The organism is Paenibacillus whitsoniae, assembly GCF_003955665.1.
GTDB lineage: Bacteria > Bacillota > Bacilli > Paenibacillales > NBRC-103111 > Paenibacillus_E > Paenibacillus_E whitsoniae.
In genome coordinates, this window is the sequence record NZ_RXHU01000014.1 from 92,224 (window position 1) to 109,723 (window position 17,500).

General features: G+C 44.0%; 17 protein-coding genes. 14 read left to right on the top strand and 3 right to left on the bottom strand.

The annotated features are described in order from the left end of the window. The first annotated feature begins 91 nt into the window (after nucleotides 1-91). The 4 genes from EJQ19_RS04520 (at nucleotide 92) to EJQ19_RS04535 (ending at nucleotide 4,756) form a co-directional block, all read left to right on the top strand. Nucleotides 92-1,459 (top strand): PepSY-associated TM helix domain-containing protein, encoded by a 1,368-nt coding sequence (locus EJQ19_RS04520; RefSeq protein ID WP_126140003.1) that lies wholly within the window; start codon nucleotides 92-94, stop codon nucleotides 1,457-1,459. Between the two features lie 96 nt (nucleotides 1,460-1,555). Next, nucleotides 1,556-3,802: a heavy metal translocating P-type ATPase gene (locus EJQ19_RS04525; protein ID WP_126140004.1), complete on the top strand. Its 2,247-nt coding sequence runs from the start codon at nucleotides 1,556-1,558 to the stop codon at nucleotides 3,800-3,802. A gap of 148 nt (nucleotides 3,803-3,950) precedes the next feature. Next, nucleotides 3,951-4,163 (top strand): cation transporter, encoded by a 213-nt coding sequence (locus EJQ19_RS04530; RefSeq protein ID WP_126140005.1) that lies wholly within the window; start codon nucleotides 3,951-3,953, stop codon nucleotides 4,161-4,163. Beyond that, entirely contained in the window at nucleotides 4,160-4,756 is a 597-nt protein-coding gene (locus EJQ19_RS04535) for a hypothetical protein (RefSeq protein WP_126140006.1), read from the top strand. The genes EJQ19_RS04530 and EJQ19_RS04535 overlap by 4 nt, the downstream gene beginning before the upstream one ends. A gap of 132 nt (nucleotides 4,757-4,888) precedes the next feature. Here the strand turns inward: EJQ19_RS04535 and EJQ19_RS04540 are convergent, their stop codons facing one another. From EJQ19_RS04540 to EJQ19_RS04550, 3 genes are all read right to left on the bottom strand, one after another. After that, complete coding sequence (locus tag EJQ19_RS04540; protein WP_164716316.1) at nucleotides 4,889-5,956, bottom strand: TIGR03943 family putative permease subunit; 1,068 nt, start codon at nucleotides 5,954-5,956, stop codon at nucleotides 4,889-4,891. Nucleotides 5,957-5,980: 24 nt separating this feature from the next. Beyond that, nucleotides 5,981-6,991 (bottom strand): permease, encoded by a 1,011-nt coding sequence (locus EJQ19_RS04545; RefSeq protein WP_241242729.1) that lies wholly within the window; start codon nucleotides 6,989-6,991, stop codon nucleotides 5,981-5,983. Nucleotides 6,992-7,134: 143 nt separating this feature from the next. Then, nucleotides 7,135-8,154, bottom strand: a complete 1,020-nt coding sequence (locus EJQ19_RS04550) for a CobW family GTP-binding protein (protein WP_241242730.1) — start codon at nucleotides 8,152-8,154, stop codon at nucleotides 7,135-7,137. A 275-nt stretch (nucleotides 8,155-8,429) separates the two neighbouring features. Between EJQ19_RS04550 and EJQ19_RS04555 the strand changes: the two genes are divergently transcribed. The 10 genes from EJQ19_RS04555 (at nucleotide 8,430) to EJQ19_RS04600 (ending at nucleotide 17,496) form a co-directional block, all read left to right on the top strand. Then, complete coding sequence (locus EJQ19_RS04555) at nucleotides 8,430-8,855, top strand: Fur family transcriptional regulator (RefSeq protein WP_126140008.1); 426 nt, start codon at nucleotides 8,430-8,432, stop codon at nucleotides 8,853-8,855. A gap of 279 nt (nucleotides 8,856-9,134) precedes the next feature. After that, nucleotides 9,135-9,842: a metal ABC transporter ATP-binding protein gene (locus EJQ19_RS04560; RefSeq protein ID WP_126140050.1), complete on the top strand. Its 708-nt coding sequence runs from the start codon at nucleotides 9,135-9,137 to the stop codon at nucleotides 9,840-9,842. After that, on the top strand, nucleotides 9,788-10,666 hold the full coding sequence (locus EJQ19_RS04565; protein ID WP_126140009.1) for a metal ABC transporter permease: 879 nt from the start codon (nucleotides 9,788-9,790) through the stop codon (nucleotides 10,664-10,666). Before EJQ19_RS04560 ends, EJQ19_RS04565 begins: the two co-directional genes overlap by 55 nt. A gap of 48 nt (nucleotides 10,667-10,714) precedes the next feature. Then, a complete protein-coding gene (locus EJQ19_RS04570; protein WP_126140010.1) occupies nucleotides 10,715-11,683 on the top strand; it encodes a metal ABC transporter substrate-binding protein in 969 nt (322 codons plus the stop codon). A 124-nt stretch (nucleotides 11,684-11,807) separates the two neighbouring features. Next, nucleotides 11,808-13,022 (top strand): GTP-binding protein, encoded by a 1,215-nt coding sequence (locus EJQ19_RS04575; RefSeq protein ID WP_126140011.1) that lies wholly within the window; start codon nucleotides 11,808-11,810, stop codon nucleotides 13,020-13,022. A 22-nt stretch (nucleotides 13,023-13,044) separates the two neighbouring features. Further along, nucleotides 13,045-13,194, top strand: coding sequence for a 50S ribosomal protein L33 (gene rpmG, locus EJQ19_RS04580; protein ID WP_126140012.1), 150 nt, complete (start codon nucleotides 13,045-13,047; stop codon nucleotides 13,192-13,194). Between the two features lie 83 nt (nucleotides 13,195-13,277). Further along, entirely contained in the window at nucleotides 13,278-13,775 is a 498-nt protein-coding gene (locus tag EJQ19_RS04585) for a hypothetical protein (protein WP_126140013.1), read from the top strand. Then, complete coding sequence (locus tag EJQ19_RS04590; RefSeq protein ID WP_241242731.1) at nucleotides 13,772-14,644, top strand: AAA family ATPase; 873 nt, start codon at nucleotides 13,772-13,774, stop codon at nucleotides 14,642-14,644. The genes EJQ19_RS04585 and EJQ19_RS04590 overlap by 4 nt, the downstream gene beginning before the upstream one ends. Before the next feature lie 75 nt (nucleotides 14,645-14,719). Continuing rightward, on the top strand, nucleotides 14,720-15,850 hold the full coding sequence (locus tag EJQ19_RS04595; RefSeq protein ID WP_126140014.1) for an NAD(P)/FAD-dependent oxidoreductase: 1,131 nt from the start codon (nucleotides 14,720-14,722) through the stop codon (nucleotides 15,848-15,850). Further along, entirely contained in the window at nucleotides 15,844-17,496 is a 1,653-nt protein-coding gene (locus EJQ19_RS04600) for a nucleoside recognition domain-containing protein (RefSeq protein WP_126140015.1), read from the top strand. The genes EJQ19_RS04595 and EJQ19_RS04600 overlap by 7 nt, the downstream gene beginning before the upstream one ends. Nucleotides 17,497-17,500 lie beyond the last annotated feature (4 nt).

Genomic DNA, 17,500 nt, shown 5'->3' on the forward strand with positions numbered 1-17,500 from the left:
GCACTATCGAGTCATTTCAAATTATAAGGCGGCAAGTATAATGTAGTCTGAATCGCATGCAGATCCGACATTGAAAGGGGAACCTATCGTTATGAGCATTAGCATTGAGGCGGCAACCGCGGTGGCGCAGCCCACCAGAACCAGGCAGCTCTATGCGGCAATCTGGCGCTGGCATTTTTATGCGGGAATGATTTTCGCGCCATTCCTGGTTATTCTGGCAATTACCGGCGGCATCTATTTATTCAAGCCGCAAATCGAGTCCGTGATGTATAAAGACTATTACTATGTGCAGCAAGGGGGGCAGCAACTAACAGTTCAAGAGCAGATTCAGAAAATGAACGCCGTTTACCCTGAGGCGAAACTTAGCAAAGTCAAGCCTTCTTATGCGTCAGACCGCTCGACGGAAGTAGAAGTTTCGAATCAAGGGAAGACGCTTCTTGTTTATGTTAATCCCTACAACGGCAACGTGCTGGGTACGTTAGATCCCAATACAAAGCTCATGCAGTTGATTCGGAATTTTCACGGCAAATTGATGGTCGGTACGACGGGTGATCGTATCATTGAATTGACCGCCTGCTGGGCGATGATTCTCCTGATTACCGGTGTTTATCTGTGGTGGCCGCGAGGAAGAAAATCGATTTATGGTATTATCCTTCCACGCATCAAACAAGGAAAGCGGACATTCTGGCGCGATATGCACGCAGTAACGGCTTTCTGGCTTTCTCTCTTTATCGCGGCGCTGATTGTGACTGGTCTTCCTTGGTCAGGCGTCTTGGGTACGTATATTGGTAAATCTGCAACCTATCCGGACGGCATGTTCTCCTTTATGCCAACCAAGCTGCAATCCACTGTTCCGACGAAGGATGTCGTAAGCGGCGTGCCTTGGGCGGCCGAGCAGCTGCCCATACCTAACTCAACGCCAGGTATCGCAGGAGCGATTTCAGTTGAGCAAGTCATGCAGCTGGATCGGGTAAAAGAGCTTGCACCCGGCTATCAAATTGCGCTGCCCAAGAACGAGAAGGGCGTCTACACCATCTATTCCACGACCGCAGATCCAAAGAAACAAGCTACGCTTCATATCGATCAATACAGTGGTAAAATTTTAGCCGATCAAAAGTTCCAGGATTTCAGCTTCATGGCCAAAGCCGTAACGTTGGGAATCGCGTTGCATCAAGGGGAACTGTTCGGCGTTACGAATCAGATCGCTTGTTTGCTGGTCTGCTTGGGTATTATCCTCGTTGCTATCAGCGGTGTAGTCATGTGGTGGCTTAGAAAGCCAGCCGGGCGTGTGGCTGCTCCACCTCTCCCGAAGGATTTTAAAATGGTCAAATGGGTGGCGCTGATTACGATCGCGTTAGGCATCGTGATGCCATTAGTCGGAATTTCACTGCTCATTGTGCTGATTCTGGACGCTCTGATCATTCGCAGAATACCGGGGCTCAAACGTTTAGTCGGTTAACCAAATCTGTGCTTGACGAAAAACGCTAAGCTGCAAGATCAGTGCAATTAGCGTTTTTTCTTGCCACAGATAAGAAATCGGAGGATCTTTACTTTCATGCGTACGACAGTCAAAGAGCAGGTTGTTTTGGATATTGGAGGCATGACATGCGCAGCTTGCTCCAATCGGATTGAGAAAGTGCTTTCCCGCTTTCCGGGTGTGACACAAGTTCGTATTAATTTAGCTTTAGAAACGGCTTATGTCTCTTATACGATTGAGGAAGTTACAACAACCGACATCATTCATAAAGTTGAAGCGTTAGGCTACACGGCAGTTATCCAAGAGCGGGGCACCTTGCGGAAGTTGCAAAGCCAAAATCTAGCTAGGCAGAAAAAGGAAGTTTTTCTTTCTGTTCTTCTCTGTTTGCCGCTCTTGTGGGCAATGATGGCACACTTTACGTTTACCGCATTCGTGCCTGTTCCGTCCCTTTTATTGAATCCCTGGATTCAATTTCTGCTCGCGACCCCGATCCAGTTTTACTATGGCATGGCTTTCTATAAAGGTGCTTACTATGCCATGCGCAATCGGTCGCCGAATATGGATGTCCTTGTTATATTAGGCACCACAACTGCTTATATCTATAGTGTGTATTTATCTATTCTCTGGTCTCAATCTTCAGGAGCCGGGGATATGAATATGACTTATTTTGAGACAAGTGCTTTTTTAATTACATTTATTAAACTCGGAAAGTGGCTCGAAGCGCTGACCAAAGGACGAACAGGGAATGCACTGGAAAAGCTGGCAAACTTACAGGTTAAAACTGCCACCGTTCTGCGCAATGGCGTGGAAATTCAAATCCCAATTGAAGCGATTCACATGGATGATGTGATTCGCTTGAAGCCCGGGGAACGCGTTCCGATTGACGGTGAAGTGCTGTCTGGCTCCACTTACGTTGATCAATCCATGATGACAGGGGAGAGTAAGGCGGTTTACAAAGCGCAGGGCGACTTGCTGTTTGGTGCAACGCTGAACAAAACAGGAAGCGTAACCTATCGTGTGAATAAGAAATTGGAGGATACAGCACTCCATCAAATTATTCAGCTTGTCAGTAAAGCGCAGAGCACGAAACCTCCTATTCAGCGAGTGGCGGATGTCATTTCTGAATTTTTCGTTGGAATTGTGATTATCATTGCATTTGCTGCTTTCATCATCTGGTATATTTGGTTGACCTCACAAGATTTTGGCATCGCCATGCAGGTTGCCGTTTCTGTCCTCGTTATTGCCTGCCCTTGCGCTCTGGGATTGGCAACGCCGACATCCATCATGGCAGGATCAGGAAGAGCTGCGGAGCTTGGAATTTTGTTCAAACGGAGCGAACAGCTCGAGCGGCTGCACAAAGCCGATACGGTTGTTTTTGACAAAACCGGTACCCTTACAAGGGGGAAACCGGTATTGACAGATATGATCGTCTTTGCTGGAGAAGAGACTCTATTTCTCCAGATCGTTGCCTCTGCGGAAACGCTGTCTGAGCATCCGATCGCTGCTGCGATTCTAGAGGCTGCACGAGAAAGAGACATCACCTTGCTGGAGGTGACAGATTTCACAACTGTTCCAGGCTGCGGCATTCAAGCGAAGATTGGCGGCAATATCGTGATGATCGGAAATGGACATTGGTTGAAGACGAACAAGGTTGACGTCGTACTAGGCTTAGGGCACGTCTCTGATCTTGAAGAGACAGGAAAATCCGTTATTTTTGCAGCGATAAATGGCACATTAACTGGGCTGTTGGCAGTGACAGATCAAGTAAGAGACTCTGCCGTGCAGGCAGTAAGAGCACTGAACGCAATGGGAAAAGAAGTGATCATGTTAACTGGTGATGGGGAGGAGGCCGCACGTGTTATTGCTAAGAAAGCTGGAATTCAGCATGTCATCGCCGGCGTGCTTCCGGATGGTAAAGCGCAAGTCATCCGAGAATTGAAAAAGTCGCATAAACGACTACTTATGGTTGGGGATGGTATTAATGATGCTCCAGCTCTTGCAACGGCCAACTACAGTATGGCCCTGAGCAACGGCACAGATATTGCCATGGAAGCCGCTGATATTACCATCATTCACGATAATCTTATGCGGATACCGCAAGCGATCCAGATCAGTCAGATGACAATCAAGAACATTAAACAAAACTTGGCAGGATCTCTGATTTATAATGCGATTGGCATTCCCATCGCCATGGCCGGCATGCTGATGCCCTACCTGGCAGGTGCCGCGATGGCGCTTAGTTCAGTGACGGTTATCCTGAATGCACTTCGTTTGCAGAAGATGAACTTACCGAGGGATAGAACACAAGGAGGGGAGTCAATTTGAACATGCCGGATATGGATATACATATTGGCAAGCTATTTCCTGTATTCTTATTTCTATTATTGATCGGTACCGTAACGCTATTCTGGATATGGTCGACCATCATAAACCGTCAAGACGACTACGAAGAGGATTAGAATGGAGGAGGACTATGCACAAAATAACAATGATCGTTGAGGGCATGTCGTGTAATCATTGTGTAAGGACAATAGAGAGTGCCTTGCAGCAGCTCGGTGCTATGGGGAAAGTGGACCTGGCTCATAAATCTGTTCATATAGAATACGATAACTCGAATACCGCGATTACCCAAGACAAACTGAAAGAAGCCATTGAAAATAAAGGCTTTGAGGTAGTTGCCCTATGAGGAAGGTGCTTGCTACTATCGTCTGGCTATGTACCATGATCGTTATGCTGCTGCCAACATTAACTGTCTCTGCCCATGAGCATGGAGGGGAGGGCGCCTCAGACACGCAGGCAGCCATATCGAAGCTGACAATGAACACTGGAATCGTATCTGCGATTTTCGTGCTAATTGTCGTCCTCGTACTCATTTTCAATCTGCGATCTAAAAGCAAATCTTTATCCAGCATGACGGGGATGATGGCGGCGATGACGATTGCGATGGTATCGAGTTTAATTATCGGCACAATAGCAGGAATACTCTTGGGGACCCTGTTCTTGCCAACCGTGATCGGCGTAACATTCGGGATGCTAGTCGGTTATATTTCGGGGAAATCCCTGCACCTGTTAGCTTCCTTGGATGGCATGCTAGCCGGACTCATGGGAGGGATGATGGGGGCTATGCTGGGGGTTATGGTTATCAGTGATTACCCGACGCTCTCCATTCTTTTTATGGATGCCGTGCTCGTGGTTTCAATGACAGTCCTCTACAAGCTTTTAGATCATGAAGAGGGGACTGAACGCGGAAAAAATCTAAGAGACGAAACCTTCGAATAGCTGAATCGAAACGCAGCGGCAGCCGGCCATGACGATCGGCTGCCGTTTCAAGGTTAATAGGAAGTTATCAAATTAAAATAAGAATTCAGGTCATTTTTCTACAAGTCTTAAAATTTTGGAATTTCACTCTAACTACTTCAACACGTTCAGCGGTTCGAAATTTGGATACACATAAGGAGAACTAGGGGCAGCAATTTTCTCAATTTGGGTGGCTGCTATTTTAAAGATGTCGTTTCCATTATAGTTTCCATTTTGAATCGTACCCGTCACTTTAACCCATGTATCTTTTGGAAAGTTTTGCGCCGTGGGAAAATCGATCAGTACGCCGTAGGGTGAAGCATCTGCTGAACAGCAACTAACCGCAAAACGTCCAACAACAAATTGGCTTGTTGTCATCTTATCTTCTCTATAAACGAAGCCAGTAAGCTCAATTTTTTTACCTATAAAGTTGTCTTTAAAGAGGTCAATGGTTGACAGGATTTCCATGTAGATTTCTGGCTGAACAATAATACGATCCTTTTTATAGAGTATAACGCCCATCTTCGCAAAATCTTCATTCCATTCGTCAGGCGCTTGGAACAATTTTTCAATGTCAGCATCTTGTTGAGAAACAGGTGCAACTTCAGACTGGGGCGTTGGATGATCGGAAGGTGGCGTTTTAGCGCTAGTAGCTGGTTTAGGAACAACTGTAACTTTGCTATTGTCATCGCGGCTACTCGTTGAAGGGCTCGGAGATGCTGTCGCATCTGATGCATTTACACTTGTACTTCGAGTGCTAGATACATCGGTAATGGATGCTTCTTTGGGTTTGGCAAAATTGGAAGTACCAGCCGAAAGGTTTATTCCCTTAGCAGCGACCATAGTGCTGTTTAATGCAGTATCAGGTAGTAAAAAGCCGATCATTAGAGGCAATATGAGGAGTCCATAGGCAAGCGTATTACGCGTGCGCGAGCTTGTAACGGGCTGCTCACATTCACAAGCTACAGGCTTACCCCAATATGCACGAAGTGCCAAGTAGCCTTGAAAGATCGCGATAATATACAAGATGACAGAAGCCGTTTTAACGTAAATCATCATTCGTGGAGCAATGTAGTATTGAAGAGCATCGGATTTGGTTAGATACACAATATAGCCGGAAAAGCCAAGCAGAATGATCGTACGAAGGAAATAATGAAAGCTGGTTATTCGAACTTGATTCAAGGGTATACCTCCTACAGGCTAATTTTAAGATAAAAAATGCTCCCAAAACAGTGAACAAGCGAGTACGGTGGTTGAAATTAAGAGTATGAGAAACAAGACAAAACGGGTCTTAAAAACCGAAAGAAGCATAAGTGTGCTTTTGAAATCAAGCATAGGTCCGAACACAAGGAAAGTAAGCAATGAACCAGATGTAAATGACGTTTGAAATGACGACGCCACGAAAGCGTCTGAGGTCGAGCATAAGGAAAGGATATACGCAAAACCCATCATAAAAACGTGAGAGCTAATAGGGCCTTGGCCAATGGCAAGAAGACTTTCGCGATGCATAAAAACCTGAATGATGGCTGTAAGCATGGAACCAAATATCAGATATTTACCCATATCAAAAAACTCATTGGAAGCATGGACGAAAAATGTGTTTAATTTTCTTGAAATACCTCCAGTATGTTGATGGCTATCCAACTCTTGTTCGGTCAAAAAACTGGTTCGACTGATCCGTAACGGATTACTCTTGATAAAACGATAAAGAATTAATCCGATAACAATAGCCACGAGGAAAGCTAGTCCCATTCGAGAATAGGCAATAGTTGGATGATTTCGAAAAGCCATAAATGTAGCCGCGAACACAATAGGGTTAATAATAGGACCTGTAATAATAAAAACGACTGCAATGTAAACAGGCATGCCTTTAAGTATAAGTCTTCGAACGACAGGAATCATACCACACTCACACATTGGAAACAGAATACCCAGCAGGCACGCGAACAGGATACCAAGTAAGGGGTTTTTGGGAATAAATCGCTGAATCGCTTGCTCAGATACAAATGTTTGGAGTAATGAAGACAATAATACACCAAGTAAAATGAAAGGCATTGCTTCTAAGAGAATGCTGATGAAGATGGTTTTGAATGTTTGTAGATGCTCCGCTGTAACAAAACTTGAAAAGAAATTAAAATCTTTTAAAAGAAGAACAATTAAGATAAAGCAAATGAACGCCATAATTTGCATTGTAGTCTTATCTATCGTACTCGGCATCGTTAACTCCTTAATCAAAATAATTACTATTATATCGTATGATAGGATAAAGAGATATAGGACATATTAATTTAGGATGATCATACAAAAAAAATAACAGCCCGCAAGAAGTGAATCCCCAGTGGCTGCATTATTTCTGAAAATTAAATATGCTGCAACTCGAGTAAGCGATTTTCCCAATCTTCTTCGAGAGTTCTTACATTCAAATCTAAACCAATTAAAACAAGGTAAGGAGTTCCCTTGAAGGGTGTAGGTTGCCAGTTCATACGTTTACCAGCAAATTGCATGAGAAATGTTTCACGTTGAGGTCCAATCATTAAGTAACCTTTAGCGCGAAGAAGCTTAGAACCCCAGTCAGCTAAATAACGCTCAATAAAGCGTTGACTCATAGAAAGTTCGATTGAAATTGGGATGGATATACTCTGTATACGTGAAAAAGATGCACTTGGTGTTGAATCCGTGGATTCATGCGTTGATTTTATTATTTTATGCATGTGCATGTTTTTGTTAAAGCTTGTTGAACTGACAAGCTGGGATTGCCTTGGCTGAAGATCACTGAAAATTAAGTTTAAATCGAATTTGCTATGTGTCGTTGGCAGTAACAATGAGCGTTCATTGTATTTTCGGATTGTTTTTTCAATAGTTTTAAGTAGTTTGTCACTGACTAAATCTATTTTGTTTAAAATAAGCACATCCGCAACTTCCATCTGTCTGCGAAGTGTGTGAACCAGCTCGCGGTCCGAGGCGAAGATACTGTTATAGTCAAGTACATTCTCAGCGTCGAGTACGGTGATGACTTTATGTAGTTTCACATAAGGAAGTAATACGGGTTCTGTGAGAGCATCGACGATTTCCTCAGGATTGGCGACACCCGTTAATTCAATAAATATAACATCTGGTTTGCGTATCAACAGTTGTTTAATGGCATCGCTAATGTCGCTCTTCTTAGAGCAACAGATGCATCCATCGAGTAATTTGGCCAGATTCACATCCGGTGAAGCTTCTTGCAGAAGATGTCCGTCTACATCTTGTTTCCCCAGTTCATTCATAAGAACAGCAGGTACAAGGTTGAAGTCTGCCGTTTCTTGCAGCATGCGAATTAATAAGGTTGTTTTACCGCTGCCAAGAAAACCGCTCATAACAATTACTGGAATTTTGCTCAAAAGGAGGACTCCTTTACACGGGAATAATAAGTAATTATTACGGTTTGAATTATAGTATAAAACAGGACTAGCTGCAAGATTGGCGAGAAAATGGAACGATCGTATAAAGTGATATGAGGCATTTTTCTTACAATGTCTCTGAAGGTTTGGATATATCACCGGATGCTACGAAATACACCCTTGTTTTGCAAATTTGGCATTGCGCTGCTTGCTTGACTAACATGAAAATATCCTTCACTATACATATATACATGAAAGCGAAGAGGGTATGATAAATGTCAGAAAAAACAACGGTCAAAGAGATGATTGATATTATGGTTAGGCATGGCTGGCGGATTACAGAGCAGAGGCGAACGTTAGCAGAAATTTTCTCCAAATCAGACGGTTACTTATCGCCTAAATACGTATATGATCAAATGGTTCTGGACTATCCCAGTGTTAGTTTCGATACTGTATACCGAAATTTACGCTTATTGAGCGATATGGGTGCTTTGGAGCAGTTTTATTTTATGGAGGGTGGTTTGAAATTCCGCGCCAGCTGCGTCCATCATCATCACCATCATTTGATCTGTACCAACTGTGAAAAAACGCTTACATTTGATTATTGTCCGATGGAACAAACGCTGCAGCTTCCTGGCAATTTTACGATTGTCAGTCATCGATTTGAAGTGTATGGCATTTGTGAAGAGTGCCGAAATTAGGTTGATAGATACTTGATCAAAGGGTTAATTCAACAGTCCATAAATAGGGTTGTGGATTAATCTCTTTTTTTGAAGTATTGACATTAGAAATAAAACAAGATATATTTTACGATGAAATATGTAATGTTTACGATTTAAGAAAAGCGATAAACATTAAGATATATTCTTTATCGAATAAGAATATAATTGGATGATTGTTCATATCATTTAAGCGTAAAAATTACATTCATTAATCGTAATTATTACTTGATACGTGAAATGATGAAGGGATCTGAGAATATGCTAGTTGCCTCAATGAAAGAGGTTGAATACGGCTATGGCGAAACGCCTTGCATTCAAGATGCCAACGTAGAGATTCAATCAGGCGAGTTTGTTGCGGTGACAGGACCTAACGGAGCTTCAAAGTCAACACTGCTTAAGCTGTTATTGGGCCTATATAAGCCTTGGAAAGGCGACGTTTATCTATCAACTAAGAATAGTGATGGGAACAAGCTCAGAGTTGGTTACGTTTCTCAACAAATCGCTGCTTTTAACAGCGGATTTCCCAGCACGATTCTTGAGTTTGTAAAATCAGGAAGAGCCGCCCGAGGTTCTTGGTTCCGCAGGTTACAAAAGGAAGATATGGATCAGACAGAGAAGGCATTACGGCAAGTAGGGATGTGGGGATTGCGCGATCGGAAGATTGGGGAGCTATCAGGTGGACAGAAACAACGTATCTGTATTGCACGAGCTCTTGCTCAAGAACCGGACTTGCTAGTATTAGACGAGCCCACAACGGGAATGGATCAAGAAAGTCGTATGGGCTTCTACGAACTAATGAATCATCAAGTAAAGGAACACGGAAGAACGGTAATCATGGTTACACACGGTTTATCTGAAGTAAAACCCTACCTCGATCGAATCATTGAGTTGGAACGAAAGGAGGAAGGCGGATGGAAATGTTGCACTACGACTTCATGCAGCGGGCATTTTGTGCCGGTGGGCTAATCGCACTTCTAGCTTCTGTGCTTGGCGTATACCTTATGCTGCGACGGCAAGCCTTAATGGCTGACATGCTTTCACATGTTTCTCTTGCGGGCGTAGCTGGCGGAGCCTACTTGCACATGAATCCTACCATAACCGGATTTGTTGTAGCGACGTTAGGTGCGGTTGCAGTGGAATACGTCAGAAGATCTTATAAGACATACAGTGAAATCTCAGTAGCTATCATCATGGTTGGTGGTTTATCGACTGCGGTGGTACTCATGAATCTCAATCAAAGCATTAACAAGGGCTTTTCCGCCTACCTCTTTGGTTCAGTAGTGGCTGTTAATCAGACCGAGTTGTTCCTTATGTTTGCTGTTGCAATTATAGGCGGAACGTTTTTCTTTGTCTTCCGGCGGCCGCTTTATCAAATCACATTCGATGAGGATACCGCTAAAACAAGCGGACTGCCGGTTTCATGGATATCCCTTGGGTTTAGCGTAGTAACAGGCATGATTGTCTCCGCGGCGATGCCAATTGTAGGTGTTTTACTCGTATCTGCACTAGTTGTACTTCCAGCTGCATTAGCTATTCGCATTGCTTCAAGTTTTTATTCAGCCATATTAATTGCTATGGGAATTGGACTTCTCGGCGTATTCTCTGGTCTGACGGCATCCTATCAGCTGAGTACACCACCTGGAGGAACAATTGCTCTTTTGCTGCTGTTTTTCCTTATTGCTGGCATTAGCTTAAAGAAGGCTTTAGTTAAATTGGGAAAAGTAAGAAATTCAAAAAGTTTGGAAGGGGAAGTTGCCCCTATCAATAGCATGCCTAGTTTGTCCGAATAGTACCCGCTTTCACATCAATTTATAATATTTTTAGGAGGATTAAATTAAATGAAAAAAACATGGGTTGCACAATCGCTCGCATTTACAGCTTTATCTGCCGTCCTATTATCAGGGTGTTCCACGGGGGCGTCCCCAGCTAGCACAAATCCTGCTGCAGGTAGTACTTCCAAATTAAAAGTCGTAACCACTTTTTATCCGATGTATGAATTCACCAAGCAGGTTGCTGGGGATTATGCTGATGTGATAGGACTTATTCCGGCAGGAGCTGAGCCTCATGATTGGGAGCCAAGCGCAAAGGATATGGCGCAGCTTAAGGATGCGAACCTATTCGTTTATAATGGGATCGTAGAAGGTTGGGCCGAGAAAGCACTGGAAAGCACACCTAACGATAAGCGTGTTGTTGTGGAAGCCAGCAAAGGTCTAGATCTTATGGAAGGCTTGCCTGAAGAGGAAGAAGAGGGGGAGCATGACAAACACGAAGAGGGTGGCAAGATTCTTGATCCTCATGTGTGGCTTGATCCGACGCTCGCTCAGAAAGAAGTTGCAGCCATACAAGCAGGATTAACAAAAGCTGATCCCGCCCACAAAGATGACTACCAGAAGAATGCAGATGCATACATTGCTAAGCTGAAAAAACTGGACGAGGCTTTTAAATCAGACCTGAAAAATGTAAAATCCAAAGATTTCGTAACACAGCACGCGGCGTTCGGCTACTTGGCCAAGGATTACGGTTTAAAACAAGTTCCAATCTCCGGCTTATCTCCAGAACAAGAACCGTCACCGGAAAAAATGGCGGAAGTGATAAAATTTGCCAAAGAAAATCAAGTGAAAACTATTTTCTTTGAAACATTGGTCGATCCTAAAATCGCGCAAACCATTGCCAAGGAAATTGGTGCGAAAACAGATGTACTGAATCCAATCGAAGGCTTGACCGATGAGGATAAGAAGAATAAGCTGGATTATATTGGCATTATGGAGAACAATTTAAAAGCTCTGAAGAAAGCATTAAACGAATAAAATGATAGTAAAGTGAGTAAACTGTTTCTAATAATCGTAAAAATTACACCTAAAAAGCAAACTTTGGTTTGCTTTTTATCCGCCAATAAAAGCGTAAAAATTACAACTAATAGAGGTGTCTTGCATGTCAACATCAGAAAAGAAAATACCAGTAACCGTCTTAAGCGGTTATTTGGGAGCAGGGAAAACGACCTTGCTTAACCATGTTTTAAACAATCGCGATGGTCTAAGAGTAGCGGTTATCGTCAATGATTTAAGCGAAGTGAATATCGATGCAGACCTTATTCGAGATGGTAGCGGAATTTCAAGAACGAGTCAATCTCTTGTGGAAATGTCCAATGGCTGCATCTGTTGTACGCTTCGGGAAGACTTGCTTAAGGAAGTCGAGAAGCTAGCCAAAGAAGATAAGTTTGATTACATCTTGATTGAATCAACGGGTGTTGGCGAACCACTGCCAGTGGCGCAAACATTTACATACATCGATGAGGAACAAGGTATCGATCTTTCCCAGTTCTGTCGTTTGGATTGTATGGTGACGGTTGTAGACGCTTATCGTTTTTGGCATGATTATGCTTCCGGAGAGACGCTGCTCGATCGCAGCCAAGCTGTCGATGAGAACGACACGAGGGATGTCGTTGATTTGCTCATAGATCAAATCGAGTTTTGTGATGTGCTCATTTTGAACAAATGCGATATGGTTAGTGAAGAAGATCTGAAGGAATTGGAGGGTGTGCTTCGCTCGCTGCAGCCAAGAGCCAAGTTAATTCGCTCTGTACATGGGGCAGTAGCCCCTGCGGATATCTTGAACACACATTTGTTCGACTTCGACGAAGCAAGTACATCAGCAGGTTGGATGAAAGAAATGGAGAAAGAAGCACATACGCCTGAAACGGAAGAATACGGGATAGGTTCTTTTGTCTATGAGCGAGTGAAGCCGTTTCATCCAGAACGATTAATGCAGTGGATGGAGGATTGGCCGGCGGAAATCGTAAGAGCGAAAGGAATCATGTGGCTGTCTACGCGAAACGATTTTGCTCAAAATATGAGTCAAGCTGGGCCCTCTATACGTTTCGGACCCGCAGGCTATTGGGTCGCTGCGCTCCCGGAAGAAGAGAAGCAGGCTGTTCTCTTAGAAGATGCTGATCAAATCAAGCATTGGGATGAGACTTACGGCGATCGGATCAATAAAATCGTGTTTATCGGCATGGACATGGATAAGAATGAGATCATTCAATCCCTGGATGCTTGCTTATTGACAGATACGGAGATGCAGGAAGACTGGACCCAATATGAGGACATTCTGCCCAATGCAGCGATGGAAGAAGTAGCAGTAGGCTGATTACAAACTGGAGGTGAATCCCATGAGAGTTGTCATTACATTAGCTTGTACAGAAACCGGTGACCGTAATTATACAACAACAAAGAATAAGAAAAATCAACCGGCTCGTTTGGAACTGCGCAAGTATTGCCCACGTCTGAAGCGTCATACGCTTCATCGTGAAACGCGCTAATCTTACTATTCATAAGGGAGGCTGGGCTGCTGAGCCCTGCCTTCTTTTATAGGGTCAAATTACAGGTATTGAGGAATGTGCACATGTCAAAATTGAACGTTAATGGATCTGATGAGATTTTACTGAGCAGACACTCAGAAGCACAGTGGAATCGAAGAGAGCAGGAACTAGTAAGATGGACTTCAAACGCCAAGCTACGTAGACGTCCGAAACAAACAATGCTGCTGGATCAGGTGCATGTCGATGCTGAACTTCATAAAGCGCTTAGGCTGTTAAACCAGAAGCAGGTCAAGACGGAATATTCCTGTGCGGGAGTCAGTGTACTGGATGAGCCAGAAGATCACTCCCTATATGCCTATTTAACCATATATTCTTCCAAGGAAGCAGATCGCTTTGTTCAATTAGCAATGAAGAGGATGAAACATCGTCTGATGGTCACTTATGAACCTGAACGCAACAGGTACGATTTATCTTCCTTTTACATAGGTCATAACCGGTCATTTTGTCTACTGCTGGAGAGAAGTGCTGAAATATTTAACAATATAGAACCTAATAGGAACGAAGGAGTTAAGTTAAGTTGAATAAAAACAGTAAGAACTACAATCGAATGCCCAAGTCCAAAGGAATTGAAACCGCCACGGTGTATTTACCAATGGAATGTGCAAAGAAAATCAAACATATGGTATTACAAGAGAGCAATCGACAAATCATTGATGAATTTCTTATCATTCAAGGGATGAAAGAGAAGTTTCTGGAAGCTGATGTTTCGATTCCAAACAAAATCGTCATGTTCGGCCCACCAGGTACAGGTAAAACATTGACAGCTTTTTATTTAGCCCATAAATTGAATTTGCCACTTATTGTGGTTCGTTTGGATGCGATTATTCATAGCCATCTGGGAGAAACAGCTAGCAACATTAGGAAAATTTTTGAGTTTGCCAAAGCTGCGACCTGTGTTCTGTTTCTAGATGAGTTTGATGCCATCGCAAGGGCACGAGATGCTATCGATGAGGTCAAAGAAATGGCACGCGTTGTGAATACGCTCCTGCAATGTTTGGATGAGTTCCAAGGTGACAGTACCTTTATCGCCGCGACGAATCTGGAGGAAGAATTAGACAATGCGGTATGGCGCCGTTTTGATACGAGGATGACGTATGACCTTCCGGGACTAGCGGAGCTCAAGCAGTTTTTGATCAATTTGCTTGGAGAATCGGAATCAAGCCTGCAAGTTATTGAACAGTCAACCCCGATTCTCCGCGGATGCAGCTTCGCGGATATTGAGCAAATTATTCTCAAAGCTAAACGCAAAGTGATTATTGAAGACAGCGAAATGAGCTATGAGAAAATTGCCGACGCTTATAAGGCCTACAATCCTAAAGCACAACAAGGAGATTTTAAGATGAGCAGTCGTACAAGCGGGAATGAGGAAGGACAGCTGGTTTGGAATTAGTTATAAACGATTATAGTTTCTATAGTCGCACCTTTTAATCGTAATAATTACAATAAATCCGAGCGAGGTGTAGAAATGAAAACATATGAATGCATCATCGTAGGAGCAGGTGCGGCTGGCATTGGGATGGGGTGTGTGCTTCAGGATTTGGGCATAACCAACTTTTGCATCCTGGATCGAAGTGAGATTGGCGCTTCTTTTCTGCTGTGGCCCAAAGAAATGAGGCTGATCACCCCCTCATTTACCAGCAATGCCTATGGGATGTTAGATCTGAATGCGATTGCACTCAGGACATCGCCTGCGTATACGCTCTGTACGGAACATCCAACAGGCGAAGAGTACGCCGAGTATTTGCAGGCCATCGCTGACTTTCGAAAACTGCCAGTACAAACAGGTGTTGATGTTGCACAAATTTATAAGAAGAAGGAAGTCTTCAAGCTCGAAACCTCTATCGGGGGTATGACCTCCCGCAATGTGATTTGGGCAGGAGGCGAGTTTCAATATCCGAATCTGTCTCCTTTTCCCGGAGCGGAATACTGTCTCCATAACAGCTTGGTTGAGGCGTGGAGACAAGTGGAAGGTGATGAACAACTCATTATTGGCGGTTATGAAAGCGGTATGGATGCCGCCATACATTTATGCCGTGCAGGCAAGAAAGTCATCGTCATCGACAACAGCGGCCGCTATACGGGAAAGGGAAGCAGTGATCCGAGTGTGGAATTGTCTCCTTATACCAAAGATCGTTTGGAAGATATCATGGAAAACGGCAATTTCTCTATGATAAGTAAATATGAAGTGAAATGGGTAGAACCCACAGAAGAAGGCGGTTTCCTCGTGTATTGTGAAAACGAAGAGGGAACAAGTCGAATGCTGAAATCTAACCAGCGGCCGATCTTGGCGACTGGCTTTAAAGGAAGTTTGTCAATGATTGAACACTTGTTCTTGCATGGTGATAAGGGGGAAGTACTGCTCACTGCACAAGATGAGTCAACGTTAACCCCAGGATTATTTGTGGTTGGGCCCAGTGTCACTCATGGTAATCTGCTTTTTTGTTTTATTTATAAATTCCGACAACGTTTCGGTGTCGTAGCGAAGGCTATTGCAGAGAAGTTGGGCATGGATCCTGATGCCGTCCTTGAGGATTATCGCGCACATGGCATGATGTTAAGTGATTTATCCTGCTGCGGGGAGGACTGTCAATGCTGAACCAAGCTGAAGCCAAGGTGGAGCGCGGAAACGTCGTTCTCGTTGGCTTTGAGTCCTCGGGTAAATCCGCTTTATTTCGCGGGTTAACGGGTTATGATACCGGAGAGGAATCGAATTTCCGGGGTTCGACAATCTTTGCTCGTAGAGGAACATGGACCTCGGAGTACGATGTGGTCGATTTGCCTGGCATTCGCTTGAGAGATGACAGCCAGACGACGCAACTAGCGTTAGCAGAAATACTAGAGTCTGATGCGATCATTCTGGTAGTTCGAGGGACGCATGCCCAGGTAGAATTACCACTTCTCTTGGAGACGGTAAATTTTGATCGTAAAAGGGTCATGTTGTTATTAACCTTCGAAGACAAGGCAACACATGGTTTACAAATGGTAGCGGATTCCTATAGCGAACGGCTAGGCATTCCTGTGATGATAGCGGATACGCGAAATTTGCCTCCGATTCGAAAAGGAATGTTACTTCGAGCTTTTGAGCAGGCAAAGCCTATTGTCAGAAAACCTGTCTTGCTGGAAACGCCTGATTTATTGGCAAGTAAGCCGCAACAAACCTGGTTTGAGCATCCCATATGGGGACGCCCGCTAGCGATACTTACTACTTTGTTGGTGTTTGCAGTCCCTGTTATGTTGGCTTTTTTACTTTCTCAGTGGTTGCAACCCATCGTAGACAATAATCTTATTGAACCGATAAAAGAGCTCTTAGTGAACACGCCTGCGATGCTCCAAACGATGTTGATTGGCAACTACGGCATGATTACGCTTGGTTGGTACTCCTTTCTGTGGGCATTCCCTGTTGTACTCCTGTTGGGGATCAGTATTGCCAGCTTGGAAGAGAGTGGGGTAAAAGATCGGATTACGGATGCTCTGGATGGTTGGCTTCGTTATGTTGGCCTTACCGGACGTGATCTTGTACCCGTGCTTTCCGGATATGGCTGCAATGTTGTCGCCGTCTTTCAAAGCCGAGTATGCAGCGCGTGTACGCGCAAATCCTGCGTATCCCTGATCACTTTCGGTTCTGCTTGCAGCTATCAGATCGGTGCGTCTCTATCCATCTTTGGCACTGCGGGTCATGCCGGATTGTTTGTGCCCTATCTATTTCTTCTCTTTGTTATTGGCGCTGTGCATACAAGAATTTGGAATCGCAAGCAAGGACCACTGCCTACACCCCTGTATACAAATAAAACATTCCTGCAGAAGCCTTCCATTCGAGCTATCTTCTGGCGTGTTCGTGCCGTGACGAAGCAATTTCTCTTTCAAGCCATGCCGATCTTTCTGCTGATCTGTCTGGTATCAACTTTACTTGAGCTAACAGGTACCATGCAGCAATTGACTGCATGGGCAGGACCGGTGCTCCATATCTTTCATTTACCTGCCGAAGCAGCTGGAGGTATTATTTTCTCTATTTTGCGTAAGGATGGCTTATTGACATTAAATCAAGATGAAGGTGCTTTTCTCCAGTCTCTAGATGCTGATCAAATTTTTGTCCTTGTATATCTAGCCTCGACATTAACAGCCTGCCTGGTTACGTTATGGACAGTTAGGAAAGAACTGGGTTGGCGATTTGCGTCCTCTTTGGCAGGAAAACAAGTGCTGACTTCTGCGTTAAGTGCATTATGCCTTGCATGGTTGATCTAATAAA

Excerpts from the sequence above, each read along its gene's own strand:
- rpmG (WP_126140012.1), top strand. The coding sequence starts at position 13,045 with ATGAGAGTTGTCATTACATTAGCTTGTACAGAAACCGGTGACCGTAAT.
- EJQ19_RS04560 (WP_126140050.1), top strand. The coding sequence starts at position 9,135 with ATGCTAGTTGCCTCAATGAAAGAGGTTGAATACGGCTATGGCGAAACG.
- EJQ19_RS04585 (WP_126140013.1), top strand. The coding sequence starts at position 13,278 with ATGTCAAAATTGAACGTTAATGGATCTGATGAGATTTTACTGAGCAGA.
- EJQ19_RS04600 (WP_126140015.1), top strand. The coding sequence starts at position 15,844 with ATGCTGAACCAAGCTGAAGCCAAGGTGGAGCGCGGAAACGTCGTTCTC.
- EJQ19_RS04575 (WP_126140011.1), top strand. The coding sequence starts at position 11,808 with ATGTCAACATCAGAAAAGAAAATACCAGTAACCGTCTTAAGCGGTTAT.
- EJQ19_RS04535 (WP_126140006.1), top strand. The coding sequence starts at position 4,160 with ATGAGGAAGGTGCTTGCTACTATCGTCTGGCTATGTACCATGATCGTT.
- EJQ19_RS04525 (WP_126140004.1), top strand. The coding sequence starts at position 1,556 with ATGCGTACGACAGTCAAAGAGCAGGTTGTTTTGGATATTGGAGGCATG.
- EJQ19_RS04570 (WP_126140010.1), top strand. The coding sequence starts at position 10,715 with ATGAAAAAAACATGGGTTGCACAATCGCTCGCATTTACAGCTTTATCT.
- EJQ19_RS04565 (WP_126140009.1), top strand. The coding sequence starts at position 9,788 with ATGGAAATGTTGCACTACGACTTCATGCAGCGGGCATTTTGTGCCGGT.
- EJQ19_RS04530 (WP_126140005.1), top strand. The coding sequence starts at position 3,951 with ATGCACAAAATAACAATGATCGTTGAGGGCATGTCGTGTAATCATTGT.
- EJQ19_RS04595 (WP_126140014.1), top strand. The coding sequence starts at position 14,720 with ATGAAAACATATGAATGCATCATCGTAGGAGCAGGTGCGGCTGGCATT.
- EJQ19_RS04520 (WP_126140003.1), top strand. The coding sequence starts at position 92 with ATGAGCATTAGCATTGAGGCGGCAACCGCGGTGGCGCAGCCCACCAGA.
- EJQ19_RS04555 (WP_126140008.1), top strand. The coding sequence starts at position 8,430 with ATGTCAGAAAAAACAACGGTCAAAGAGATGATTGATATTATGGTTAGG.
- EJQ19_RS04545 (WP_241242729.1), bottom strand. The coding sequence starts at position 6,991 with ATGCCGAGTACGATAGATAAGACTACAATGCAAATTATGGCGTTCATT.